Genomic DNA, 24,049 nt, shown 5'->3' on the forward strand with positions numbered 1-24,049 from the left:
CTACACTGTGAGCAACCGTCTGACTGACCCTGGGGGACCTCTGCCGTGAGCCTGCTCAACCCCCGCACGGGCCAGAACCGCTGGTGGATCATCCCCATCATCGCGCTCGTCGCCATCGGCACCGGGGTGCTCGTCGCCCTGGCCATCGCGCCGCACGACCCCCCGGAGTCCGAGCTAATCCCGTGGACGCCCCCACCTGCCGCCACGCCGACGGCATCACCGACGGCGGGCGCCGAAGTGAACACGGCGGTGCCACAGCAACGTTTCCTCGCCGCCATCGACGGCACCACAGCATGGCGCGTGGATGCCGGGGCGTGCCCCTCCTCGCAGACCTGGCCCGAACTCACCACCAACGGCGGTGGCAGCTGGGCCCGCACCGACGCCACCACCGGTACCGGGGCCAGCGGTGTGCTCGCCCTCGGCGCGATCTCCGCCGAGGTGAGCGGCATGCTCACCTTCAACGCCGAGACGTGCGGGTCGCCGCAGTTCACCTCACTCGTCGACGGGGTGTGGGCGCCCGTGTCGAACCTCTCGAACGAGGCACTGTGGTACGTGGTTCCGGGAGCCGGGCCAGTGGTCGGGCTCGGAGCAGTATCCGTTGCTACGCCGTGTGAACCGGTGGGAGTTGCCACCCGCAGCGCGAGCGAGCTGGCAGTGCTGTGCAACGACGAGCGCATCGTGCGTAGCGTCGACGGCGGCGTCACGTGGGATGACGGGTTTGCCGTGGCGGGGGCATCCGTTGTCGCGTCCACTGCCGACGGCTACATTGTCGGCGGCCTGAACCAGTCACGCTGTGCGGGTGTCGAACTGCGCACGCTCACGCCGCAGGCGAGCAACGGCGACGGCATCGCGGTCGGATGCTACGAAGCCGCAGCAACCCCGGGGCTTGTGGCCATTTCATCCACCCCCAACGCGCTGTGGGTGTGGGCGGGCACGTCGCTCGGCATCTCGCCCGACGGCGGGGAGTCCTGGTAGGTCAGCAGCCCGGGGTGGCGAGCGCCTTGATGTAGGCGCCGGTTTGGTAGAAGTACTGCTGCGTCCACAGCGCGAAGTTCGTCGGTTGCCAGTGCGAGACCATCGTCATCTCACCGGTGAAGCACCGCTCGATGAGCAGACGAGCCCGCGAGATGTGCGGGGTCATCGCAACAACCATCGCAGAATCCCAGTCACGCGCAGCCGCCATTCTCGCCAACTCCTGTGCTTCGCCCTGGGTCGTTGACGGGTCTGGGCCGAAGCACAGCACCTCGAAGTCGTGGGCGCCAGCACAGAGCTCGGGAACCTCGTTAGTGGGAGTTGAGAGCACGAGCGTGCCGCTGAAACCCTCATCCATGAGCTCCACCGCCTTCGCGAGGTTCGACTCGCGGATCGGCCCCAACACGAACACCACATCCGCCTCGCGCGGCTCATCCACCTGCGGGAACACGAACAGCGGCAACCCCACGACTGCCCACCCCACAAACGCCGCCATCACAGCGACGGACGCGGTGAGAAGCGTTCTGACAGTCATCGGTTCCCCAGCGGCGGCGGTCGGAAGACACCGCACCGTGCCCGTGGATGCTTCCAGGGTAGTGGTGGGCGCGGCTGCGGGGTGCCCGCCCCGTCCTATCGCGCACTTCTCCGGAGGATCCGGGCCCAAACCACACTGGTTACCCGAAACCGCGGGGTAAGGGGCGGATGCTCCGGAGAAGAGTCAAATGCGAGGGGAGGGTCACGTGCACCGGGGCGGGCGGGGCGGCCGCGCGGGTACGATTCCCGGATGCGAGTGGTGCGAGCGGTAGCGGGGGTGCTCGCGGCAGCCCTGCTCCTCGCCGGGTGTGCAGCGGTGGCTGCGGGGTCGGAGAGCTCCGACGGGGTGAGGGTGTCGTTCTACGGCGACTCCTATACCCGCGGCAAGGCGGCATCCGCCGAATCCGCGCGGTGGAGCACCATCGTGAGCGCAGCGCACGGGTGGACGGAGCTCAACCACGGCATCGACGGCCTCGGCTTCGTGCGGCAGCGTGCCAGCTTCGCCGACGATGACGTGCCGAGCGCCATCATCGCCGAGCAACCCGACATGGTGATCGTCGCGCTCGGCCTCAACGACAACTTCGTGTACGACCGGGCGGCCGACCGCATTCGTGAGCAGATCGGCGTCGACTTCGACCGCCTCGCCGACGGATTACCGGATGCCCGCATCATCGTCGTTGAACCGTTCTGGTACAGCGATCAGCGACCCGACTCGGTAGACGTCATCGCGGCGTGGGTGCGCGACTCAGCCGCGGAACACGGCTTCGAGTACATCGCGGGGGCGTCCCGGTGGCTGGAGGGTCACCCCGAGTGGATGGCCGACGACGTGCTGCACCCCAACGACGCCGGCTACGCGGAGCTGGCGCGCCGCATGAACGAGGAGCTCGCGGCGCTGGCCCCACCTGTTGGTTGAGGAGCTCGCGGAGCGAGCGTCTCGAAACCAACCCCACGAGGTACTTCGGGCCGTTGGTTTCGAGACGCCGCCCGCGGCGGCTCCTCAACCAACAAGTGACTCCTCTCGAACGGGTAAACGGCCAGCTGCCGCCGGTACCCTTCCCCGCATGAGACGTTTCGCGTTCGCGCTTCTGGGGGTGCTGGCGCTCGCCGGCTGCGCGCAACCCGCGGTCGTCGACACGGTGGAACGGGAGGGCAGCATGCGGGTGGCGTTCTACGGGGATTCGTACACGTATGGGGCCGGAGCATCCGACCCGTCGTTGCGCTGGTCGACGATCGTGAGCGAACAGCGCGACTGGACGGAGCTGAACTATTCCGTCAACGGCCTCGGCTTCGTCAACAACAGGGGTGTGTTCGGCCCGGGCGACCTGCCGGCCACCATCATCGACGACAAGCCCGACATCGTCATCAGCACGATGGGTCTCAACGACAACTTCTCGTTCGCGGTCGCCGCCGACCTCATCCGCTCGACCATCACCGATGACCTGACGCGGTTTGCGACGGAGCTTCCGGATGCCCGCATCATCGTCGTGGAACCGTTCTGGTACACCGACACCCGCCCCGAGTCGGTGGAGATCATCAACGGGTGGGTGCGGGAGACCGCGGACGATCTGGGGCTCGAGTACATCGAGGGGGCCTCGCGGTGGCTGGAGGGGCATCCGGAGTGGATGGCGGATGACATCATCCACCCCAACGACGAGGGCTACGCGGAGCTCGCCCGCCGCATGAACGAGGAGCTCGCCGCGCTGGGGCTACCCGCTGGTTGAGGAGCCGCCGAAGGCGGCAGTTACCCCGCTGGTTGAGGAGCCGCCGCAGGCGGCGTCTCGAAACCCGCGTTACGCGTGGCGTTGGTTTCGAGACGCGCTTCTGCGAAGCGCTCCTCAACCAACAGGTGTTCGTTACCCCGCTGGAGGCGATGCCTCGAGGTGTGCGTTACCCCGCTGGTTGAGGAGCCGCCGCAGGCGGCGTCTCGAAACCTGCGTTGCGCGTGGCGTTGGTTTCGAGACGCGCTTCTGCGAAGCGCTCCTCAACCAACAAGTGTGCGTTACCCGCTGAAGGCGGTGCCTCAAGGTGTGCGTTACCCCGCTGGTTGAGGAGCCGCCGCAGGCGGCGTCTCGAAACCTGCGTTGCGCGTGGCGTTGGTTTCGAGACGCGCTTCTGCGAAGCGCTCCTCAACCAACAAGTGTGCGTTACCCCGCTGGTTGAGGAGCCGCCGCAGGCGGCGTCTCGAAACCCGCGCCGCGAACGGCCCTCACCCGGGGTGAATGTCGGGGTGAAATCGCCTCCGAGCATTGTGGATAACTCGAACATACGTTCTAATTTCCGATAGAATGGGGGCATGTCATTCACCCTCCCCGAGCGCCTCACCGAGGCGGCTGAGCGCGCCTCTACGGCGCTCGGGGAGTTGCTCGATCTGGTGCATCAGAGCAATCCGGCCGACGTCGCCGCGACCCTTGCTGCGGTCGAGAAGGTTGGGCGCTTGGCGGATGCGGCTCGAGTGCGCGCTGCGGTCCCGCTGATGGAGACCCCCGAGCTTGCACAGCAGCTCGGCTTCACGTCCGAGCGGGATGCCGTCGCCTCTCTCGCGCAGATCTCCCTCCGGTCGGCGGGCACGCGAATCAGGCTTGCCGACGCGATTCACACCACGTGCTCGATCACGGGGCAACCGCTCGCACCGGAGCGTCCCGCCGTCGCCGCAGCTCTCGACGCGGGCGAGCTGGGGTTGGAGACGGCAGACCTCATCGTCCGTGAACTGGCCGCCACAAACCGGCGAGCCGAGAAGTTCACCCAGGATGCCGCCGAGCAACTCATGGTCACGATCGGCTCCGGTCTCGACCCCGTAACAGGCGCCATCGTCCCACCGGTGTCTGCGGACTACATCGCGGCAGAGCTTCGCCAGATCGCACTCGTGATCGACCCGGACGGCGCTCGACCGCGCGAAGAGCGGGCGCTGCGCAACCGCGGGATCCGGTTCGGCAAACCCACCGACGACGGGCGTGTTCCCCTCAACGGTTCTCTTCTCAGTGATGTCGCTGAACTGTTCACAGGGCTCCTTGAGGCCCACCGTCGCTCCCCGAGATTCGTCGACGAGTCGGCCCTGGATGATGAGGCGCTGAGCGCCGACAACGCAACGGATTCGTCGCCCGGTGACCTTGCACCCGACGTCCTCTTCGGTGCAGCGTCAGCCGACAACCGCACGCCAGACCAGCGGCGGCACGACGCCTTCGCGGACCTGCTCGCCACCCTCGTGGGCCTCGACAGCACCCCGAAGCTCAACGGAAGCCCCGTCACCGTCGTCGTCACCGTGAACGCCGACGATCTCGAACTCGACGCGGACGCCGACGATGCCGACAGCGCGGCGCGCGACGGCGACCCCATTGGCACGATGGCGGGTTCCGATGTGCCCGTCTCGCGTGCCGAGGTGCTCCGCTTCATCGACGCCGCGGGCTACCGAGTCGTCACCCTCAAGAACGGTCGCATCGTCGACATCAGCTCGCAGCAGCGCTGCTTCACCCACTCTCAACGGCTCGCGATCGCAGCCCGCGACGGTTACCGCTGTTTCGCCCCCGGATGCACGGCGTCACCGCACGCGCTCCAAGCGCACCACGTCCTCGCCTTCCGGGACGGTGGCCCAACCCATACCGACGACGGAATACTTCTCTGCTACTGGCATCACCGAATAGTCGACACAGGTCCATGGCAGTACCGGATGGTCGACGGCGTTCCCGAAGTTCGTGGGCCGGGCATCCCGCAGTGGACCCGCCGTACACCCCTGCGCCCGCACCCCGTCGCCGCGTGACGCCCGCGCCCGCCCGCGCCCGCCCGCGTACGCGCGTAAACTAGTCCGGTGAGTAGAACCGTCGACGTCGCCCTCATCGGCGGCGGAATCATGAGTGCCACCCTCGGTTCCCTCCTTCAGAGGCTCCAGCCCGACTGGACGATCGAAATCTTCGAACGCCTCGGCGACCTCGCCCTCGAAAGCTCCAACCCGTGGAACAACGCCGGCACCGGCCACTCCGCCCTGTGCGAGCTCAACTACACGCCGCAGAAAGCCGACGGCAGCATCGACATCACGAGCGCCGTCAAAGTCAACGAACAGTTCCAGGTGTCCCGCCAGTTCTGGGCCCACCTCGTCGACACGGGCGCACTGCCCGACCCGAAAGCCTTCATCGCCGCAACCCCGCACATGAGCTTCGTGTGGGGCGAGGACAACGTCACCTACCTCCGCAAACGCTACGAAGCACTCAAAGACCACCCGCTCTTCGCCGGGCTCGAGTTCTCGACGGATGCCCGCACCATCCGCACCTGGGCCCCCCTCATGATCCCGGGCCGCCTCAAATCCCAGCCGATCGCCGCGACCCACATCGCGTCCGGAACCGACGTCGACTTCGGCGCCCTCACGCACCTCCTCACCAAGAACCTCGTCGACGAGGGTGCAACCCTCACCACCGAGACCCTCGTTACCGGCATCAAAAAGCAGCGTGACGGCCTGTGGCGCCTCAGCCTCCGCAAAGACATCGGCGGCACCCCCATGGAACCCGTCACGGCACGTTTCGTCTTCGTCGGCGGCGGCGGGTACGCGCTGGGTCTCCTCCAGAAGTCGGGCATCAAAGAGATTCGCGGGTACGGCGGGTTCCCCGTCAGCGGCGAATTCCTCCGCACCGACAACCCCGAAGTCGTCGCCAAACATGCCGCCAAGGTGTACGGCAAAGCCGCCGTCGGCTCGCCGCCCATGTCGGTTCCACACCTCGACCTGCGGGTCGTCGACGGCTCGCAGAGTCTCATGTTCGGCCCGTACGCCGGATTCAGCCCCCGGTTCCTGAAAACCGGGTCGCTTGTCGACCTGTTCGCGAGCATCCGTTGGCACAACCTCATCCCCATGATCGCCGCAGGCCTCAGCAATCTCGGTCTCGTGAGGTACCTCGTCAGTCAGCTCGCCGCGAGCGAAAAAACGAAGTTCGCCGAACTGAAGCAGTTCTATCCGGACGCGGACCCCAAAGACTGGTACCGCATCACCGCCGGTCAGCGTGTGCAGGTCATCAAAAAAGACCCCAAGAAACTCGGTGTACTCCAGTTCGGCACCGAGGTTGTGGCGAGCGCCGACGGCAGCATCGCAGGTCTCCTCGGGGCATCCCCTGGAGCATCCACCGCGGTGCCCATCATGCTCACCGTGCTCGAGAAATGTTTCCCCGACAAACTCGACGCATGGCGCCCTGCGATCGCAAAAATGATCCCGAGCTACGGTTCGGCACTGTCGGATGACCCCAAGAAGGCGTCCCAGACGCTACAGAAAACAGCGAAGTCTCTTCAGATAAACCCGTAATGGGGGGTCGTTTGGGGTACAGATTTCGTCCCCCAACTGCAATAATCCTCACAGAATCTTTCGTGAACTCGTCTTCACGTTCCGGGGAACGGCCACCCGCAAGGCTGCCCCCGAGGGGGGAACAATGCCACAGAAAACCGCGAAGCCCATCCGCACGGCAATACTCGACGACCACGAGGTGCTGCTCGACAGCCTCGCGTCGTGGATCGGTACCAACGCACCCGACTTCAACCTTGTGCTGACCGCGAGCACGTGGTTGGAGCTCGTCCACAGCGAGCAGTTCCCCACGGAACTCGTCATCCTCGACTTCCAGCTGCGCGAGCCCGTCTCCATCGAAGCGCGAGTGCGCACGTGCCGCGCCGCGGGGGCCAAGGTGATTGTGCTCACGAGCCTCGATGCGCCAGAGACTCGGCAACGCGCGCTCGAGTCCGGTGCCGCAGCATTTGTGTCCAAGACCGCGCCCATGAGCGAAGTGATGGACATCGCCCGCAAGGTCATGGGTATGAGCCCTCGCCCGCAGGCGGGCCGCTGGCGCCCCGCCCCGGGTGCGCCACAGTCACGCCCGCGACTGAGCGTCGGGGAGGCCCGTGCACTGGCCCTCTACGTCACAGGCCTCAGCACCCAGGAGGTCGCCGACAGCATGGAGGTGCAGTACGAGACCGTGAAGACGTATCTTCGACGGGTGAGAGAAAAATACGCACGCGCGGGCCGACCCGCGAGCCGCAAAGCCGAACTGATCCGCCGCGCGGCCGAGGACGGTTATCTGCAGTGAGCAAGCTCTACTTCCGCTACGGCGCCATGAACAGCGGCAAGAGCACGGCACTGCTCCAGGCGGCCTTCAACTACGAGGAGCGCGGCCAGCGGGTGCTGCTGGCCAAACCCATGATCGACACCAAGGGTGACAACGACATCGTGTCGCGCCTCGGTGTTCGCCGACCCGTCGACTTCACGGTCGCCCCCGGCGAGGACCTCCTAAACGCGTTCGTGCGCAACCGCGGCACCGAGCCGGTGGCGTGCCTCCTCATCGACGAGGCGCAGTTTCTCACCGAATCGCAGGTCGACGACCTGCTGCGGATCGCGATCGTCGAGAAAGTCCCGGTGCTTGCGTACGGCATCCGTACCGACTTTCAGACGATCGCCTTCCCCGGTAGCCGCCGCCTTCTCGAGATCGCTCACTCCCTCGAGGAGCTCAAAACGATCTGCCGTTGCGGACGCAAAGCCGTTTTCAACGCGCGCAAGGTCGGCGACAGGTTCATCTTCGACGGCGACCAGGTGGCCATCGACGGTGTGGATGTCACCTACGAATCCCTGTGCGGTGCGTGCTACCTGGAGGAGAGCGACGGCGTGCTCAACAACGGCCGCCGCCTCGCCTCCGACTTCAGTTACGCGACCGGCCCGGACGCGGACTTCAGCTGAGCGCGCGGCTCACCACGTGCTGTCGCCGCGGATGACGGCATCCGACCCACCATCGATGAACACCACCTGACCACACAGGTGCGCGTTCTCCTCGCTCGTGAGCCACGCCAACAGGTAGGCGACATCACGCGGCGCGAAGATACCGTTCAACGGCATGGGCACCTGCTGCAGGATCGCCTCGCGGGCCTCGGTCGAGCCGGTGAAGGCCGACGTCATCGGTGTCTCCACGACCCCGGGGGCGATCGCGTTGAGCGGGATGCCCGCGCCAGCCCACTCCGCGGTGGGGGCGTTGCGGCGGATCCACTTGGCGAGCGCCTGCTTTGTGGTGCCGTAGATCTGGCCGGCAGCCTGCTCGCCGGCCGCGACAAGCTCTCCCGCACGGTGCAGAGCGGCGGGTTCGTCGCCGGCGAGGAGCGCGTCGAGCAACTCCTGGTCGGCGGGGAAGAGTGACGCCATCGAGGCGGTCGCGACCGCTCGCGGGGCATCCGAGCCGGAGAGCAGCGGGCGGAGCAACTCGAGCGTCGAGACGGCGCCGAAGAAGTTGACGGCCACCGTCGTGGGGGTCGAGGTCGCGAGACCCGCGTTGGCGATGATCGCGTCGATCGTGCCGCCGCTGGCCGCAGTGACACCCTCAAGGAGTGCAGCCCGGCCCTCGTCGGTGCTCAGATCGACGACAACCTCGGCGTCGTGGATGTCGACCCCGATCACGCGGTGACCGCGTTCCGTGAGGAGTTCGGATGTGGCCTTACCGATACCGCTGGCGGCGCCGGTGACGACATAGGTACGAGACATGGTGTGAGCCTTTCGTGGTGGTTCGGCGGGGGCATCCGCCACCACGATGCTCGCGTGCTCGACGCGCAAAAGCGAGGGCCGAAGGTCCTTCTAGCGGTGTCGCGACTCGTGCGCAGCGATAGCGAGTTGCACACGGTTGTCGAGGCCCAGCTTGCCGAGCGAACTCGAGATGTGGGCCTTCACACTGCCAACGGAGAGGAACAACCGTTCGGCGATCTCGCCGTTGGAGAGGCCGTCCGCGACCGCGAGAGCTACCTCCCTCTCGCGCTCGGTGAGCTCGTCGAGGGATGACGTCGGCGCCGCACCTCCGGTCGCCCTGTCGATCAGTTGTCGCAGCACGCCGGGGGAGACGGCGGCCTCACCGAGGGCCGCGGACCGGATCGCCTCCACAATGCGCTCCGGGGGTGTGTGCTTGAGCAGGAACCCCGCGGCCCCGGCACGCAGTGCGTCGAGCACAACGTCATCCGTGTCGAACGTCGTGAGCATGAGCACCCGCGGGTGGGGCCCCGGCCGCGCCAGGAGTGCCCGCAGCGCGGTGATGCCGTCGACCCGCGGCATCCGCACGTCCAACAGCACAACGTCGGGGCGACTCTCCGTCACCGCGAGGGCGAGGCCGTCGCCGTCGGATGCCTCGCCAACAACACTCACGTCGCTGCTCTCGCCGCCCAGCAGCAGCCGTAGGCCCGCTCGCACCAGGGGGTCGTCGTCGACCACCAGAACTCGGATCATGCTGCACCCACCGGCACCGTCGCCACCAGCTCGAACCGCCCGCCGCGCACGGTCGCCTCAAACTCTCCACCGTCAATGCGCACCCGCTCCTCGATGCCGATGAGCCCGTTGCCGTGCTCCGGCAGTTCGTGGAGGGTGATGCCGGGCGGCAGCGGGTTGGTCGCACGGATCTCCACCCGATCACCCAGCCGGTCGACGCTCACCGTCACAGGGGAGTGGGGCGCGTGCTTGCGTGCGTTGGTGAGCGCTTCCTGCACGATGCGGTACACGGTGCGCTGTGTGCCCGGGCGCACATCGGGTCCGAGTGAACTCGTGAAACGCACCGACTGGCCGGAGGATTCCGCCTCCGCGACGAGAGTCGGAAGGTCGTCGAGGGTCGGCTGCGGCGCGCCCGTTCCGAGTTCGTCGTCGCTGCGGAGCAGCCCGAGCAGGTCGCGCAGATCCTCGACGGCGGCTCGCGCGTTTTCGCGAATTACTCCCGCAGCCTCGGTGAGCTCATGGGGTGCCAGCGCACCGTTGGCGGTGGCCCGGTACTCCAGGGCGCCAGCGTGCATGGAGAGCAGGGACATCCGGTGGGCGAGCACATCGTGCATCTCGCGGGCGATACGTTCCCGCTCGTCTCGACGTGTGGAGCTGAGACGCTCCTCGTAGCGTTCCCGGTCACGGGCCGCCGCCTCCCGCAGCCCCACGATCACCTGGCGTCGAGCGCGGCCCAGGAGGCCAATGCACAGGGCGAGTGTGTACAGGAGCGGGATGACGATGATCCAGGCGAGCCAGTCCATGCCGGGCACGGGTGCCAGTGCGTGGTACGGCAGGGCGCAGGCGATCGTGATGACGGTCACGAGCACCGACCACCGCGGGCGGGCGAGCAGAGCGAGCCTGGCAATAACGACAACGGCGGGCACGCCGGCGCTGATCGCGAGCGATCCGGGAACGATCATGAGCACGGCGACCGCGACGGGAAACCGCCGCGACCACCACAGGAGCGCGGTGGCGACAAGGCCGAGCGCCACATCGATCGGCCACCACCACGACGGGATGGCGGGGTAGAACTCCGGCTGGTATCCGAGCAGCACTCCCAGCAGCGACACACTCACGATGGCGATGTCCCAGGCCCACTCGCCGCGGGTACGACCGGCTGCGGGCGAGAATCGGCGCAGAACGCCGACCTGCGCGGTGCCGCCGGTCAGGCCAGCGCCGCCGGTGGGAGTAGCGCCGCCGGTCATGCCTCCGATGATACGGATGCCCCTCCGAGCGCCCCACCCCTCCGCTGGTTCTCTGGCCGATCGGCCGTTGCTTCTGGCCGTTCGGCACTCCCGCCGCTGGCGTGCGCCCTGTGTGCTGGAGTCATGACAGAGAACAACAGCATTCCGAGTGGAGGGGCGGCCCTCGAACTCCGCGCACTGCGGCGGGAGTTCGGCGACAAGGTCGCCGTCGACGATATCGACCTCGTGGTGCCGACGGGATCGTTCTACGGCGTGGTCGGGCCGAACGGCGCGGGTAAAACGACGGCGCTCTCGATGGCGGTCGGCCTTTTGCGCCCGAGTTCTGGCGCGGCATTTGTGCTCGGTCTCGACGTGTGGTCGGACCCGGTCGAGGCCAAGCGCAGGTTGGGTGTGCTCCCGGACGGTCTCGCCCTACCGGAGCGTCTCACGGGCGGGGAACTGCTCACCTACTGGGGTCGCTTCCGGGGGATGCCAGCCGATGTGGTCGCGGCCCGTGCGGCGGAACTGCTGCGCATCCTCGAGCTGGAGGAGGCCGAAAGCCTCGGAACCCTCGTTGGTGAGTACTCCACCGGCATGCGCAAAAAGATCGGTCTCGCGACGGCCCTGTTGCACTCGCCGCGTGTGCTCGTGCTCGACGAACCGTACGAGGCCGTCGACCCCGTGAGCGCCCGAGTGCTCACACGCATCCTGCGTCGTTTCACGGAGACGGGCGGCTCGGTCATCATCTCCAGCCACGTCATGGCCCTCGTCGAGCAGTTGTGCGACCACGTCGCGATCGTCGCCGACGGCAAGGTCATCGCGCAGGGCACGCTCGATGAGGTGCGCGGCGGCAGATCGCTCGACGACCGGTTTGTCGAACTGGTCGGCGCACCCGAGGTGGGGGAGGAGGAGCTCGCATGGATCGGGGGCTGATCTCTCTCAAGTTCGCGATGCTCCGAAATTCGTCGCGCGGGCTTCGTCTGGCCGGCTGGTTCATCGGCGCAGCGCTTGTCGTCGCCACGTGGCGGGGGCCATCCCTCGCCGTGAACGACGACGTGCGTCACGACGTCATCACACTGCTCTTCGCCAGCTGGCTCATCGGCGGGATGCTCGGGCCAGTGCTCATGAGCGGTGCCGGCATCCTGCGCCCCGACTACTTCGCGCTCCTGCCCGTCCGCCGGTCGGCCCTCGGGCGCGGGCTCCTCGTGAGTGTGTTCGTGGGGGTTGCCTCCGGCTACCTGCTGCTGGCGATGCTGTCGAACTCGTGGCACGCGGTGATCCTCGACCCCGCGACGCTCGCCATCGCCGTGCCGGGTGCCGTGCTCGCCTGGATCTTCGTCATCACCCTCTCGCGCCTCGTCTACGGACTCCTCGGCGCCGCCATGCGCTCGCGACTCGGCATCGAGATCGCGGGTGTGCAGTGGGGCATTGTGCTCGCCGCGATGTTCGCCGGCTGGATGATGGTTGTTGTCGCGTTCCAGTCCATCCCGCAACTCCTCGAACGTGGCCTTCCCGACGGGCCGGTCACCGTGGTGCTGGATGCCCTTCCCACGAGTTGGCCGGTGCTTGCCGTCGAGTCGGCCGCGGCCGGAAACTGGGGCACCGCGGTGGGCCTTCTGGCAGCGCTCGCCGCGCTCGATGTGCTGTGCATCCTCGCGACCATCGCGCTTCTCGTTCCCCGCTCCCAGCGCGTGAGCCCACGCCGTGGTCGCCCGCGCTCGGTGGCTCTTGTCGCCGGTGGTGGCCTCCTGCCGGCGACCCCGACGGGTGCCGTGATCATGAAGGAACTGCGTCAGTGGCGCCGCGACCCGTGGCGCGCCCTCGAATCGAGCACCGCTATCTGGACGGGTGTCACGATCGGTGTTTTCGCCCTCCTGGGGCCTGGCACCGCACCGGTCGGTGCCTTTGCGGGTGTGATCGTCGCGGCCATGCTCGCGCTGGCGGCCTGCAACCTCTACGGCCAGGACGGCACCGCGGTGTGGCAGAACGTCGTCGGAGAGTCCCCGTCGTCGGTGCGTGCGGACGTTCGGGGTCGCCAGTGGGCTCTCGCCCTCGTGTTCCTGCCGCGTGCCCTCGTGGTGTCGGCGATCTTTGTTGTCATCGCACAGGCGTGGTGGGCGATACCCCTCGTGCTCGCAGCCCTGCCCGCGCTCGTGGGTGCGGCATCCGGAGCGGCGGTGCTCACCTCGGCGATCGGCGTCTCACCGGGTGTCGACCCGCGCCGCCGGGTCGGGCCGAACGACGCCAACGGCAACCTGTCGCTGCAGGTCTGGATCGCCCTCCTCGTGACAACGATCGGGGTGCTGCCGGCGGCGGGTGCGATCGTGTGGGCTGGCGTTTCCGGCTCGATCGCGGTCGCCATTGCGGCGGCGGCGATCGGCATCGCGAGCGGGTTCGGCTCGGCGTGGCTCTTCGGGCGTATTGCGATCGGCTACCTCGACACGAGATTTGTGGACGTATTCTCGCGCATTCGTTATGGGCGGGTGTTCCGCGACAGAAGCTCTGGACTGCTCGATGCCCTCGAGGCGCGCACACTCGCCGACGAGGAGAAAGCGGCGGAGTACAAACGCAAGGAGCGTGAGAAGCGCACGGCCAACGCGCGGGCGTAACGCGAGTTCGGGATGCGGGAGGATAGGAGCATGAGCTCCACCCTCCAGCTTCCCGTCGCCGGTGCATCCTGGCAGGAGTGGCACCGTTTCGGCGGCACCCTCGCCGTGCCGGATGGGGTGCACCGGCCGTCGCCGTTCTCGGCGGAGCTCGCCGCATCCCTCCCGCGGCTCGACGGCAAGGTCGTGATCGATGGGGGAGCGGGCGCCGGACTCATCACCATCGCGGCGCTCGCCGCGGGGGCCGAGCACGTCATCGCGCTCGACCTGTACCTCGATGCCCTCGTGGCCACACGGGCCAACGTCGGCGACGTGCTCGGGCCGGAGGCGGAGCGCCGCGTTTCGCTCCTGCGCACGGACTTCCGGATGCTGCGGCTCGTCAACGCGGACGTGCTCGTCGCGAACCCGCCCCAACGCCCCACCGCACTCCTCGAGGGCCTCACGCCGGGGGAGCGGGCGCTGCACGGCGGCGCCGGGCCCACCGGTCTCGGTGCCATCCAATTGCTGCTCGACCACTCCGGGGTGTCCGAGATCTGGACCACCGCGGCAGGCCTGCTCGATATCGACTCGCTCGACCTCGGCGACTGGACGCGCGAGTTCATCACGAGCGCCCACGTGCCCATGGACCCGGTGTGGAAGACGCTCGGCGACGACGACCGCGTCACCATCTGGCGCTTCTCGCGCTGAGCGCGTTATTCACAATTTTTGTCGGGGTGGCGGGATTTGAACCCACGACCTCTTCGTCCCGAACGAAGCGCGCTACCAAGCTGCGCCACACCCCGATCAACCAACGATCATCGATCGCAGGCCTGTAACAGGATAGCCGATCCTGGGGCACTCCCGCGCCGCGCACCGATGCCCCTCGATGTGTCCCCCAATCGGAGGACCGACAGACCCGTTCGTCTGGTTGAATGTTGAGCGTGACCAGGGCCGCCACCACCACCCGAAATGCCCGCAACCGACCCAGATCCCGCCGCAGGGTGGTCGTGTGGGTGCTCGTCGGGGTCGCGGTGCTCCTGCTGTTTGTTGTCGGCTGGGTGGGCATCCGCGGGTTCCTTGCCAAGGGTGAACTCGAGGCGGCCCTGCCGATCCTTGTGGGTGTTCAGCAGGATGCCGCTGACGGAGACTTCGAGGGAGTGCAGGAGGCCGTCGCCGAGGTCGCCGAGCACACGTCCGCTGCACGATCCCTCACGAGCGACCCCGTCTGGGGTGCCGCCGCCGTGACCCCGTTCGCGGGAGCCAACCTCCACGCCTTCGGCGAGATCGCCGCCATCACCGACACCGTTGTGCAGGGCGCACTCGCGCCCGCGACAAGCGCAGGGCTCCTGGATGCCTCGTTCCTGAAGCCCGTAGACGGCCGTTTCGACTTGAGCGCCGTCGGCGAACTGCAGTCGATCTTCGAGGGTGCGGACGCGGCGATGGTCGACGCATCCGCCCGCCTCGACGCGCTCGACACGTCGGGCACGATCGGGCCCATCCAGGATGCCCACACTCGGGTCACCGACTTCGTGGAGCCGCTGGTGCCCCTCATGGCCGGTGCGGACGGCCTCGTGAAGGAGCTACCGAAGCTCCTCGGGCAGGACGGCCCCCGTCGTTACCTCGTGGTGTTCCAGAACAACGCAGAAGCCCGCTCGCTCGGCGGTCACGCCGGCTCCTGGCTCGAGGTGATCGTCGACGACGGTCGCATCAGCCTCCAGCAGCAGGTCAACGTCGACCCCCTCATCTCCTCGATGCCGATCATCGGGCTGACTGCCGAACAGGTCGCACTCTTCGAGGGTGCGGGCCTGCGCCCGTCGAACACCACGATCGTGCCCGACCTGCAGCTCTCCGCCGAGACGGCCGCCGCCTACTGGAACAACGCGTTCGGCACGACTCCGGATGCCGTGTTCTTCCAGGACCCGGTAGCCCTCGGCTTTTTCCTCCAATCCACACCGCCCGTCACCCTCCCCGACGGCACGGTCGTGGACGGAACGAACGCCGCCGCGTTCCTCCTCAACGAGGTCTACCTGAACTACGGCACCAACGAGGAGCAGGACGCCGTCTTCGGGTACATCGTGCAGCAGCTCTTCGCCTCCGTCACCGGTGGATCGTTCGATCCGGCATCCTTCCTGGCCGCCGCCATCAACGCGGGGGAGCAGCACCGCCTGCTCGCGTGGTTCTTCGACGACTCCGAGCGCGAAGCACTCGCTGGCCTTCCGCTCGACCTGCCACCCCTCGCCTACGACGAGGAGACCGCCGAGTTCGGCCTGTACTTCACCGAGAACTACGGGTCGAAGATGCTCTACTACCTCGACGCCACAGTGGAACTCTCCCAGCAGGTGTGCGGCGACAGCAGCAGGTACCGCGTGCGGACCACCTTCACCAACCTCATGACACCCGACTTCGGGCCACTGCTTCCCTGGTATGTCGGAGCCCTACAGGACGGCAAGCTGCGCCTGCGCGCCACCCTGTACGCGCCGCCCGGGTCGACCTTCGCGAGCGCGAGCGGGTGGGATGCCGACTTCACCCCGGTCACGGCGACCGACGGCGAACACCCCGCCATGGTGCAGAGGCTCACCCTCGGCCCCGGCCAGTCGACCACCACCGAGTACATCATCGACGGCGACGACGTGGATCTCGCACGAGACCTCGAGGCCTACGTCACACCCCTGGCGCGGTACACCCCCGTCGAGGTTGTGGAGTGGCCCTGCGGGTAGTTAGAGAGCTTCGTCTCCGGCGCTGTGTTATTAGAACTCGCCGTCACCGGCGCTGTGTTATTAGAACTCGCCGTCACCGGCGACGAGCGTCACCACAACCGCCTCGGGCGGGCACGCGAAACGGAACGGTGCGTAGATCGACGTACCGATGCCCGCGCTCACGTTGAGATAGGCAGCGTGGCGCGCGTGCCGCCACAGGGTGAGGCCCTGAGCCTGCTCGCGGGGGATATCGCAGTTCGTAACCAACGCCGGTCGCCCGGGAATGCGCACCTGGCCACCATGCGTGTGGCCCGCGAAGATCACCTCGGCTCCGTGCGTGACAAACGAGTCGAGCACCCGCCGGTAGGGGGCGTGGGTCACACCGATCCGCACGGGCTCGGGGCCCGGGTCATCCTGCCACCCGACGTTCTCGTGCATCTCCTCGATGGCACCCGGCAGCAGGTCGAGCCGATCCCACGAGCGGTGCGCATCGTTGACGCCGAAAAACTCGAGACGCGAACCACGCAGTTCTAGCGCGCGCGCTGCGTTGTTGAGGTCGAGCCAGCCGAGGTCCTCTTCGAAGTAGCGCTCCATGGCATCCACGTCGAGGCCGACAGCCTTATCCGGCCTGGCGCTGGGGGAGAGGAAGTACCCGAGCGGGTTTTTGCGCTGCGGACCGTAGTAGTCGTTTGACCCGTTGACAAAAACACCGGGGATGCCCGCAAACGCGTCGAGCGCGGCGCGAACCCCCGCAAGCCCCTCCGGGTGCCCCATGTTGTCGCCCGTATTGACGATGAGGTCTGGCTCGACGATGGCGCGAAGGGATGCCACCCACTCCTGTTTGTTCGTCTGCCACGGTGCCATGTGCAGGTCGGCGAGGTGCAGCACCGTGATGGGGCGTGCACCCGGCGCGAGGACCGGCAACGTTTCGTGGCGCACCGTGAAGCGGTTGCGCTCGACGGCGACACCCCACACGAAGGCCGCTGCCCCCGCCGCGGCCGCGACCCCGAGGGCCGCGCCCGCGACGCGGACGGGACTCGCCGTCATCAGCAGCTGAGCTTCGTCACGGTGAGCGTGATCGGATCACCCGGGCGGATGACCGTGCCAGCAGGCGGGTTCGACGACGAGACACGATCGACACGCGGGTCGTTCGGCTGGGTCGAACTCGGCAGGCGCTGGCAGCGCTCGTTGATGTTCGTGAAGCCCGCACCCTGCAGGATGCTCCGGGCACCCTCGACCGTTTCGCCGGCCACGTCGGGCACACCCTTGAGCGCACCGTTACTCGTGTACACGGTCACCACGATGCCCACGGCGGACGTCGCACCGGGAGGCGGATCGGTCGTCGCGACCTTGCCGGCCTCCACGTCGCTGTCGACGACACCGCCGTCCTTGTAGCCGAATCCGAGTCCCTCGAGGAGCGCCTTGGCGGCGTCGGGGGTCTGGCCACGAACATCCGGAACCGCGAGGCTCGAACCCTTCATGAACCGGTCGGGGATGGCCGGGAACTCACCGCCGCCGTACTTGGAGTCGATGACGGCCATGGTCGCGGCCATCACGGGGTGACGCAGCTGGTTACCGGCGTAGCCCATCCACTCGTAGTTGTAGAGCGGGTCCTGTCCGACGATGTTTCCGACCCACACCGCCGTCGCGACACGTGTGGTCGAGGTCACGATCCACGTGTGCTCCGCGCTGTTGGTGGTACCCGTCTTACCGATGATCGGGATGCCGTCACCAGGGTTCGACGCCGAACCGGTGCCGCCCGTCATCACCGCACGCAGAGCTCCGGCCGCGGCAGCCGCGACCTCGGGGTCGAGCGCCTGGCGGCACTCCTGCGCCTGGCCGGGCAGCTCGGCGCCGTCGGGACCGATCGCGCGGTCGACAACGATGGGCTTGCAGTACTTACCGCCGGAGGCCACGGTCGCGTAGGCGCCCGCCATGCCGAGGGGTGTGATCTCGTTCGTACCGAGCACGGCGGAGGGCTGGGTGGTCAGCGGGTCACCGTCGGCGCGCTCGACGCCGACATTTTTGGCCATCTCGGCGATCTTGCACTGGTCGAGCTGCATCGCCATCGTGAGGAACGCACCGTTGATCGAGCCGGAGGTCGCCGAGATGATGTCCACAGCACCCGGCGACTGACCGCCGTCGTTGCGGAACTGGTAGGGGCCACCGTACGGCCCGTTGCAGCTGTCCTGGAACTTGGCCATGTTCTCGGTGCGCGCGTCACCGCTCACCCGCTCGTATAGGCCCTTGCCAGCATCCAGCCAGGCGAGAAGGGTGAAGAGTTTGTACGTCGAACCACCGGGGAAGCCCGACGAGGCTCCGTACTCCAGATTTGCGTTGAAGTTGACCGCCGTTGTGGCGGAGCCCCCGCCCTCGAGTGTGTTGTTGTACTCCTTGTTCTCGGTCATGGTCAGTACACGACCCGTGCCCACCTCGACCGAGGTGCTCGCGCCACCGAGGTTCATGGCGGTTTCGTTGTAGTTCACGTAATCCCACATGCGCATCTGTGCATTTACCTGCACGTCCATGTCGAGAGTTGTGTAGAGCTGGTAGCCGCCGCGATCCCAGTTTGCCTGGCGCTCGGCCTCGTCGGCCCCGAGGAACTCGAAGTTCTTGACGTTTTTGACGACGTAGTCGCAGAACCATTTGGCGTGACGGTCGGCGCCCATACATCCATTGCTTGGCGTGGACGGCTTCACGAAGTTCTCGTCGTAGAGGGTGTCGTAGGCCTCCTGGTACTGCTCCTGCGTAACCATGCCGAGGCGCTCCATCGACTGGAGGATGACATCGCGTCGAGCCTCGTTGGCCGGGTAGTTGTCTGGAGTGCTCAGGTCGCGAGTCTCCGGGTACTGCACGATCGCGATGAGTGCTGCGGCCTCGGCGAGGGTCAGATCCTTCGCGTCTTTGCTGAAGTAACGCTGCGACGCGGCCTGGATGCCGTAGGTGTTGTCCCCGAAGAACGCGATGTTGAGGTACGCGGTGAGAATCTCCTTCTTCGTGTACTTCTTCTCGAGGCCGATCGCGAGCTTCATCTCCTTCAGCTTGCGGTCGTACTCGGTCGCGGTCGCCTCCTCATAGGCGGCCTCACGCTCCTCCTCGGTGGGAAGCTCGAGGGCCTCCTGCACGAAGATCTGCTTTACCAGCTGCATTGACAGGGTGGAAGAGCCACCCTCGATGCCGCCGGCCACAAAGTTGTCGAGAGCCGTACGGATGACCGACTGAACGTCGACACCGCCGTGCGTGTAAAAACGCTCATCCTCACCGGCGACCGCCGCGTCGAGGGCGAACTGCGAGATCTCCTCGAACGGCACCTCCTCGCGGTTCTGCTTGTAGATGCGCGCGATCTCCTGGTAGCCGCCAACATTGCCCTCGCCCGAGTACTGGGCGTAGATGGTGTTGCGTTCCGGCTGCTGGCCGATCTCGATGTATTCGGGGAGACTGTCGAAAATGCCGATGGTGCTCGAGGCGGTAACCCCCGTGATAGCCACGGCCGGGGTCACCATAACGGTCACGAGAAGGCCAGCAAGAGCGCTGAAGCCAACGAGACCCGCTGCGCCGGAGAGCACGCCCGAGCGCGGTGATTTTTGGGCAGACATAGAATCAAGGGTACGGCACGAGCCCTGCCATCTAGCTGAACGGAAGCCCCCAATGACCACCTGGGAGTACGTCACCACCCCCCTGCTGATCCACAACACGACCGCGATCCTCAACAACTGGGGTTCCCAGGGGTGGGAACTCGTGCAGATCGTCACCGGACCAGAAGGTGGCCTCGTCGCCTACCTCAAACGACCCGTCATCACTGGGGAGAACGCCTGATGTCGCAACTGGATTCCCGCCTCGCCGAACTCGGACTCACCGTGCCCGCGACCTCCAAACCGGTCGCCGCCTACCTGCCCGCCGTCACCAGCGGAAACCTCGTCTACACTTCAGGCCAACTTCCTATGATCGACGGGGTCCTTCCCGCCACCGGCAAGGTGGGGTCCACCGTCAACGCGGACGACGCGGCGCACTACGCGCGGCAGTGCGTACTGAACGGCCTCGCCGCGGCGCGGAGCGCCATTGGGTCGCTGGACCGCATCACCCGCGTCGTGAAAGTTGTCGGGTTCGTGGCATCCGACCCGTCCTTCACCGGGCAGCCGGGGGTCATCAACGGTGCATCCGAGCTCCTGCAGGACATCTTCGGTGAGGCAGGCCAGCACGCCCGCAGCGCTGTGGGTGTCGCGGTGCTCCCGCTCGATGCCCCCGTAGAGATCGAGTTCGTCTTCGAGTTCGCGTAGGCCGCGACCCGCGGCCCTACCCGCGTCCCCCCCCCCCCCCCAGAGAGGGTTTTTTCACTCTTTTCCGGAGGGTTCGGCCCTGAGAGCGCTCCTTCCTGTAACTGGTGTGATTTGGACCTGGATGCTCCGGAGAAGTGCTCGATGACGATTGCATCGCACGGCGTGATGCTGGCCGATGAAGCGGGCGCCGCTCAGGTCACGCGACGCTTGTGGTCGCCACGCGCGAGGTGCTCCAGCAGCGGCCTCTGCCACTCGTGTGGCGCGAACATGACCATCCGATAGCGGGCACGCAGCGTGATGTATCCGCGCGCCGCCGCGCGGGTGTTGCGCACGGCATCCCGCTCGGCATCACGCGCACTGTCGTGGAACTGTCCGCCATCCGTCTCGAAAACCAGCGATCGACCGATGAGGAAGTCCACTTCGCCGATGCCGGGAATCCGCTTATGAAAGATGAACGGGATGCCGCGGTCGATCAACCAGATTCGCACCATCGACTCGAGGCCGGAATCGGAACGCCCATCGATGAAGCGCTCCCATTCCGCGATTTCGCGAGGCATGGATCGGAAGAGCTCGCGAACATCACGATCGGAGAGCACGCCCTGGCGGATCGCCGAGTCGGCGCACGCGACAGCGAGTTGCCTGGACTCGGTTCGTAAAACCTGCGCCAGCGCTTCACGAGGCGTGACCGCGAGCAGGGAATCGCTGACCTCGGCGGCCACGTGCCAGTGATGAAGAACCTCGGGGCGAGTGCCGAAAATCACGCGCGCTGGTTTGGCGACATTGCCGTGGCTGCGCCAGCTGATATGGATGCGATCGTCGAGCCCCACCCAGAGCCCATAGAGCCGAGCCGCGCTCAGTGAACCCAGCACGCCGCCGTGCTGGATCGCGAGTTTGAGGGTGGAGTCGAGGTCGTTCAGTGCGTAGCGCGACCGCCGAATGCGCTGAATGATGCCCGCTCGGACGGCGCGGGTAAGCCCGTAGCCGCTGAATCCCCTGGCCACCAATTGCGGCCGAGTCGCCACACCTCCAACTCCGGCGAGCACGGCGGTGATGTCGCGAGAGCCCACCCGGGTGAGGATGCCCGTGCCCGGGCATCCGTCGACGCCGGGTGGCGGCATCCGTGCATTGCCTGCAGAAAGCAGGTTCTGTCGAGGAGTCGACCCGCCCCGCACCATCGAGCACTTTTCCGGAGCATCCGGGGTGAAGTCACACCAGTTACCGAATGGAGCGCTCTCAAGGCCCAACCCTCCGGAAATCAGTGAAATGACTGCTGGGGGAGAAGGGAGAGGGGGAGGGAAGGGGGGCGGCGGAGGGGGGCTACCCGCGCACGTCGCTGGTGATGATGTGCATCACGGATGTGTCGGCGAGGGTTGTGGTGTCACCGAGGTCGCGGCCTTCCGCGACATCCTGCAGCAGGCGGCGCATGATCTTGCCGGAACGCGTTTTGGGCAGCTCGGCCACCACAAACACCTGCCGGGGCCGCGCGATCGCGCCGATCGCCTGCGCGACGTGGGCCCGCAGGGCAACGGATGCCTCCTCCGGCGTCTGAGCGTCTGCGTGCTCCGCGCGCAGGATCACAAACGCGACCACCGCCTGACCGGTCTGCTCGTCGGACGCACCCACCACGGCGGCCTCAGCCACGATCGGGTGCGACACGAGGGTCGACTCGATCTCCGTCGTCGACAGCCGATGACCGGACACGTTCATGACGTCGTCGACGCGGCCGAGCAGCCAGATGTCGCCGTCCTCGTCCACGTGGGCGCCGTCGCCGGCGAAGTAACGCCACCGTTCGGGGGTCGAAAAGCGCGACCAATACGTCTCGCGGAAGCGCTCCGGGTCACCCCAGATACCCCGCAGCATCGACGGCCACGGCTCGCTCACCACCAGCAGCCCGCCGTGCGGCGGGTCAACACGCGTGCCGTCCTCCCCGAGGATGTCGATGGAGATGCCGGGGATCGGCACCTGCGCAGACCCCGGCTTGAGGGTCGTCAGCCCCGGCAGCGCCGAGATCATGATCCCGCCCGTCTCCGTCTGCCACCACGTGTCCACGATGGGCGCGGTACCGGCCCCGATCACGTCGCGATACCAGACCCACGCCTCCGGGTTGATCGGTTCACCCACCGACCCGAGCAGGCGGATGCTCGACAGATCGAACCCGTCGGGCACCTGCCGCCCGATCTTCATGAAACTGCGGATCGCCGTGGGCGCCGTGTAGAAGATCGTCACACCGTACTTCTCGATGAGCTCCCACCAACGACCGGGGTGCGGGGTATCGGGGGTGCCCTCGTAGAGCACCTGCGTCGCCCCATTCGCGAGTGGGCCGTACACGACGTAGCTGTGCCCGGTGACCCAGCCGACGTCGGCCGTGCACCAATACACGTCGCGTTCCGGCTTGAGGTCGAACACGTTGCGATGCGTAAATGCCACCTGCGTGAGGTACCCGCCCGAGGTGTGCACGATGCCCTTCGGCTTACCGGTTGTGCCCGAGGTGTACAGGATGAACAGCGGGTTCTCGGCCTCGAAACCCTCAGCGACGTGCTCATCGGATGCCGCATCCACCGTGTCGTGCCACCACAGGTCACGGCCTTCCGTGAACCCAACGGCGTTCTCGCCGCGCCGCACCACGAGCACGTGCTCGACGGACGCCCCGCCCTGCTCGAGTGCGGCATCCACCACCGGCTTCAGCGGGAAGACCTTGCCCTTGCGGTAACCGCCGTCGGCGGTGATGACGAGCTTCGCCTCCGCATCCTCGATGCGACCACGCAGGCTCTCCGCGCTGAACCCGCCGAACACGACAGAGTGGATCGCGCCCAGGCGCGCGACCGCGAGCATCGCGACAACCGCCTCCGGAATCACCGGCAGGTAGATGGCGACCCGATCGCCCCGACCGATGCCGAGGGCCGCGAGCGCGTTCGCCGCACGCTTCACCTCGCGCGTCAGCTCCGCGTAAGTGACGGTGCGGGTATCGCCCGGTTCGCCCTCCCAAAAGAACGCGACCCGGTCGCCGTTGCCGGCCAGAACGTGCCGGTCGAGACAGTTATAGGCGACGTTCAGCTCGCCATCGGCGAACCAGCGGGCCACCGGAGCGTTCGACCAGTCCAACACCTCAGTGAACGGTGTGTGCCAGTCGACCAGCTCGCGGGCACGATCCGCCCAGAACCCCAGGCGGTCGGCCTTCGCCTCCGAATAGAGCTCAGGGCGGGCGACGGATGCCCCGGCGAACGCCTCACTCGGGGCGAACCGCCGCGACTCCTGCAGCAAACTATCGATCGAGTTCTTGGGTTTCGGATCCACGATGATCTCCCGTCACAACGGCGCCCACGCCGCTCACGCGCGCACCACGACCGATCATAAACGTCACAGGAAAAAACCATTGACGCTACGGAAGTAACGATTACACTGAAATCCGTTGCACCTAGAGTGCGATTAGCGGTGCATCCCGATTCCCCCCAATCGCGCACCGCTGTGGCGGCGCCTGTTCCCCCCAATAGGCGCCGCCCCTCTGTGTTTAATGGCGTCGATGTCCCCGCCATCGACGCGTCGTGGGTGGTTGCGAAAGAGGGCG

At 66.9% G+C, this 24,049-nt stretch carries 21 protein-coding genes and 1 tRNA gene; 13 read left to right on the forward strand and 9 right to left on the reverse strand.

Annotated elements, in window-relative coordinates; translation table 11 throughout:
- The first annotated feature begins 45 nt into the window (after positions 1 to 45).
- Positions 46 to 975 carry a hypothetical protein gene (locus tag LH407_RS09875; protein WP_322134162.1) on the forward strand — a complete coding sequence of 310 codons (930 nt, stop codon included), beginning with the start codon at positions 46 to 48 and terminating at the stop codon, positions 973 to 975.
- A 1-nt stretch (position 976) separates the two neighbouring features.
- On the opposite strand, the gene LH407_RS09880 is transcribed toward LH407_RS09875, so the two are convergent.
- On the reverse strand, positions 977 to 1,507 hold the full coding sequence (locus LH407_RS09880; RefSeq protein ID WP_322134161.1) for a YdcF family protein: 531 nt from the start codon (positions 1,505 to 1,507) through the stop codon (positions 977 to 979).
- Positions 1,508 to 1,756: 249 nt separating this feature from the next.
- Between LH407_RS09880 and LH407_RS09885 the strand changes: the two genes are divergently transcribed.
- From LH407_RS09885 to LH407_RS09910, 6 genes are all read left to right on the forward strand, one after another.
- Entirely contained in the window at positions 1,757 to 2,419 is a 663-nt protein-coding gene (locus tag LH407_RS09885; RefSeq protein WP_322134160.1) for an SGNH/GDSL hydrolase family protein, read from the forward strand.
- Between the two features lie 148 nt (positions 2,420 to 2,567).
- Positions 2,568 to 3,227 carry an SGNH/GDSL hydrolase family protein gene (locus tag LH407_RS09890; RefSeq protein WP_322134159.1) on the forward strand — a complete coding sequence of 220 codons (660 nt, stop codon included), beginning with the start codon at positions 2,568 to 2,570 and terminating at the stop codon, positions 3,225 to 3,227.
- Positions 3,228 to 3,799: 572 nt separating this feature from the next.
- Entirely contained in the window at positions 3,800 to 5,260 is a 1,461-nt protein-coding gene (locus tag LH407_RS09895) for an HNH endonuclease signature motif containing protein (protein WP_322134158.1), read from the forward strand.
- A gap of 48 nt (positions 5,261 to 5,308) precedes the next feature.
- Entirely contained in the window at positions 5,309 to 6,784 is a 1,476-nt protein-coding gene (locus LH407_RS09900; protein WP_322134157.1) for a malate:quinone oxidoreductase, read from the forward strand.
- Positions 6,785 to 6,908: 124 nt separating this feature from the next.
- Positions 6,909 to 7,556, forward strand: a complete 648-nt coding sequence (locus tag LH407_RS09905; RefSeq protein ID WP_322134156.1) for a response regulator — start codon at positions 6,909 to 6,911, stop codon at positions 7,554 to 7,556.
- Positions 7,553 to 8,200, forward strand: a complete 648-nt coding sequence (locus LH407_RS09910) for a thymidine kinase (RefSeq protein WP_322134155.1) — start codon at positions 7,553 to 7,555, stop codon at positions 8,198 to 8,200. Before LH407_RS09905 ends, LH407_RS09910 begins: the two co-directional genes overlap by 4 nt.
- A 9-nt stretch (positions 8,201 to 8,209) precedes the next feature.
- On the opposite strand, the gene LH407_RS09915 is transcribed toward LH407_RS09910, so the two are convergent.
- The 3 genes from LH407_RS09915 to LH407_RS09925 all read right to left on the reverse strand — a co-directional run bounded on the left by LH407_RS09915 (position 8,210) and on the right by LH407_RS09925 (position 10,947).
- Positions 8,210 to 8,992 (reverse strand): SDR family oxidoreductase, encoded by a 783-nt coding sequence (locus LH407_RS09915; protein WP_322134154.1) that lies wholly within the window; start codon positions 8,990 to 8,992, stop codon positions 8,210 to 8,212.
- Between the two features lie 90 nt (positions 8,993 to 9,082).
- On the reverse strand, positions 9,083 to 9,721 hold the full coding sequence (locus tag LH407_RS09920; RefSeq protein WP_322134153.1) for a response regulator: 639 nt from the start codon (positions 9,719 to 9,721) through the stop codon (positions 9,083 to 9,085).
- The gene (locus LH407_RS09925; RefSeq protein ID WP_322134152.1) at positions 9,718 to 10,947 is read right to left on the reverse strand and encodes a sensor histidine kinase; all 1,230 of its coding nucleotides are present in this window, start codon (positions 10,945 to 10,947) and stop codon (positions 9,718 to 9,720) included. The genes LH407_RS09920 and LH407_RS09925 overlap by 4 nt, the downstream gene beginning before the upstream one ends.
- A gap of 123 nt (positions 10,948 to 11,070) precedes the next feature.
- Here LH407_RS09925 and LH407_RS09930 point away from each other — a divergent pair, with 123 nt between their 5' ends.
- The 3 genes from LH407_RS09930 to LH407_RS09940 are packed head-to-tail and all read left to right on the forward strand — an operon-like array spanning position 11,071 to position 14,219.
- Positions 11,071 to 11,859 (forward strand): ABC transporter ATP-binding protein, encoded by a 789-nt coding sequence (locus tag LH407_RS09930; RefSeq protein ID WP_322134151.1) that lies wholly within the window; start codon positions 11,071 to 11,073, stop codon positions 11,857 to 11,859.
- On the forward strand, positions 11,844 to 13,535 hold the full coding sequence (locus LH407_RS09935; protein ID WP_322134150.1) for a hypothetical protein: 1,692 nt from the start codon (positions 11,844 to 11,846) through the stop codon (positions 13,533 to 13,535). The genes LH407_RS09930 and LH407_RS09935 overlap by 16 nt, the downstream gene beginning before the upstream one ends.
- 30 nt (positions 13,536 to 13,565) lie before the next feature.
- Positions 13,566 to 14,219, forward strand: coding sequence for a 50S ribosomal protein L11 methyltransferase (locus LH407_RS09940; protein ID WP_322134149.1), 654 nt, complete (start codon positions 13,566 to 13,568; stop codon positions 14,217 to 14,219).
- Positions 14,220 to 14,240: 21 nt separating this feature from the next.
- Here the strand turns inward: LH407_RS09940 and LH407_RS09945 are convergent.
- A tRNA-Pro gene (locus LH407_RS09945) sits at positions 14,241 to 14,314 on the reverse strand.
- A gap of 138 nt (positions 14,315 to 14,452) precedes the next feature.
- On the opposite strand from LH407_RS09945, the gene LH407_RS09950 reads away from it, so the two are divergent.
- Entirely contained in the window at positions 14,453 to 16,228 is a 1,776-nt protein-coding gene (locus tag LH407_RS09950) for a DUF4012 domain-containing protein (RefSeq protein WP_322134148.1), read from the forward strand.
- Between the two features lie 60 nt (positions 16,229 to 16,288).
- On the opposite strand, the gene LH407_RS09955 is transcribed toward LH407_RS09950, so the two are convergent.
- Both LH407_RS09955 and LH407_RS09960 read right to left on the reverse strand, forming a co-directional pair.
- Positions 16,289 to 17,254 (reverse strand): metallophosphoesterase, encoded by a 966-nt coding sequence (locus tag LH407_RS09955; RefSeq protein WP_322134147.1) that lies wholly within the window; start codon positions 17,252 to 17,254, stop codon positions 16,289 to 16,291.
- Complete coding sequence (locus LH407_RS09960) at positions 17,254 to 19,803, reverse strand: transglycosylase domain-containing protein (protein ID WP_322134146.1); 2,550 nt, start codon at positions 19,801 to 19,803, stop codon at positions 17,254 to 17,256. The genes LH407_RS09955 and LH407_RS09960 overlap by 1 nt, the downstream gene beginning before the upstream one ends.
- Before the next feature lie 52 nt (positions 19,804 to 19,855).
- Here LH407_RS09960 and LH407_RS09965 point away from each other — a divergent pair, with 52 nt between their 5' ends.
- Positions 19,856 to 20,023: a DUF4177 domain-containing protein gene (locus tag LH407_RS09965; protein ID WP_322134145.1), complete on the forward strand. Its 168-nt coding sequence runs from the start codon at positions 19,856 to 19,858 to the stop codon at positions 20,021 to 20,023.
- Positions 20,023 to 20,484: a RidA family protein gene (locus LH407_RS09970; RefSeq protein WP_322134144.1), complete on the forward strand. Its 462-nt coding sequence runs from the start codon at positions 20,023 to 20,025 to the stop codon at positions 20,482 to 20,484. The genes LH407_RS09965 and LH407_RS09970 overlap by 1 nt, the downstream gene beginning before the upstream one ends.
- Before the next feature lie 191 nt (positions 20,485 to 20,675).
- Here the strand turns inward: LH407_RS09970 and LH407_RS09975 are convergent, their stop codons facing one another.
- Positions 20,676 to 21,602: a type IV toxin-antitoxin system AbiEi family antitoxin domain-containing protein gene (locus LH407_RS09975; RefSeq protein WP_322134143.1), complete on the reverse strand. Its 927-nt coding sequence runs from the start codon at positions 21,600 to 21,602 to the stop codon at positions 20,676 to 20,678.
- Positions 21,603 to 21,801: 199 nt separating this feature from the next.
- Entirely contained in the window at positions 21,802 to 23,778 is a 1,977-nt protein-coding gene (acs, locus tag LH407_RS09980) for an acetate--CoA ligase (RefSeq protein ID WP_322134142.1), read from the reverse strand.
- Positions 23,779 to 24,049: the final 271 nt, after the last annotated feature.

The organism is Antiquaquibacter oligotrophicus, from assembly GCF_020535405.1.
Lineage (GTDB): Bacteria > Actinomycetota > Actinomycetes > Actinomycetales > Microbacteriaceae > Rhodoglobus > Rhodoglobus oligotrophicus.

What these genes read in the sequence shown, in the direction of transcription:
- LH407_RS09895 (WP_322134158.1), top strand. Translation starts at nt 3,800, where the DNA reads ATGTCATTCACCCTCCCCGAGCGCCTCACCGAGGCGGCTGAGCGCGCC.
- LH407_RS09970 (WP_322134144.1), top strand. Translation starts at nt 20,023, where the DNA reads ATGTCGCAACTGGATTCCCGCCTCGCCGAACTCGGACTCACCGTGCCC.
- LH407_RS09965 (WP_322134145.1), top strand. Translation starts at nt 19,856, where the DNA reads ATGACCACCTGGGAGTACGTCACCACCCCCCTGCTGATCCACAACACG.
- LH407_RS09885 (WP_322134160.1), top strand. Translation starts at nt 1,757, where the DNA reads ATGCGAGTGGTGCGAGCGGTAGCGGGGGTGCTCGCGGCAGCCCTGCTC.
- LH407_RS09930 (WP_322134151.1), top strand. Translation starts at nt 11,071, where the DNA reads ATGACAGAGAACAACAGCATTCCGAGTGGAGGGGCGGCCCTCGAACTC.
- LH407_RS09915 (WP_322134154.1), bottom strand. Translation starts at nt 8,992, where the DNA reads ATGTCTCGTACCTATGTCGTCACCGGCGCCGCCAGCGGTATCGGTAAG.
- LH407_RS09975 (WP_322134143.1), bottom strand. Translation starts at nt 21,602, where the DNA reads ATGCCGCCACCCGGCGTCGACGGATGCCCGGGCACGGGCATCCTCACC.
- LH407_RS09920 (WP_322134153.1), bottom strand. Translation starts at nt 9,721, where the DNA reads ATGATCCGAGTTCTGGTGGTCGACGACGACCCCCTGGTGCGAGCGGGC.
- LH407_RS09940 (WP_322134149.1), top strand. Translation starts at nt 13,566, where the DNA reads ATGAGCTCCACCCTCCAGCTTCCCGTCGCCGGTGCATCCTGGCAGGAG.
- LH407_RS09880 (WP_322134161.1), bottom strand. Translation starts at nt 1,507, where the DNA reads ATGACTGTCAGAACGCTTCTCACCGCGTCCGTCGCTGTGATGGCGGCG.
- LH407_RS09890 (WP_322134159.1), top strand. Translation starts at nt 2,568, where the DNA reads ATGAGACGTTTCGCGTTCGCGCTTCTGGGGGTGCTGGCGCTCGCCGGC.
- LH407_RS09955 (WP_322134147.1), bottom strand. Translation starts at nt 17,254, where the DNA reads ATGACGGCGAGTCCCGTCCGCGTCGCGGGCGCGGCCCTCGGGGTCGCG.
- LH407_RS09960 (WP_322134146.1), bottom strand. Translation starts at nt 19,803, where the DNA reads ATGTCTGCCCAAAAATCACCGCGCTCGGGCGTGCTCTCCGGCGCAGCG.
- LH407_RS09935 (WP_322134150.1), top strand. Translation starts at nt 11,844, where the DNA reads ATGGATCGGGGGCTGATCTCTCTCAAGTTCGCGATGCTCCGAAATTCG.
- LH407_RS09925 (WP_322134152.1), bottom strand. Translation starts at nt 10,947, where the DNA reads ATGACCGGCGGCGCTACTCCCACCGGCGGCGCTGGCCTGACCGGCGGC.
- LH407_RS09905 (WP_322134156.1), top strand. Translation starts at nt 6,909, where the DNA reads ATGCCACAGAAAACCGCGAAGCCCATCCGCACGGCAATACTCGACGAC.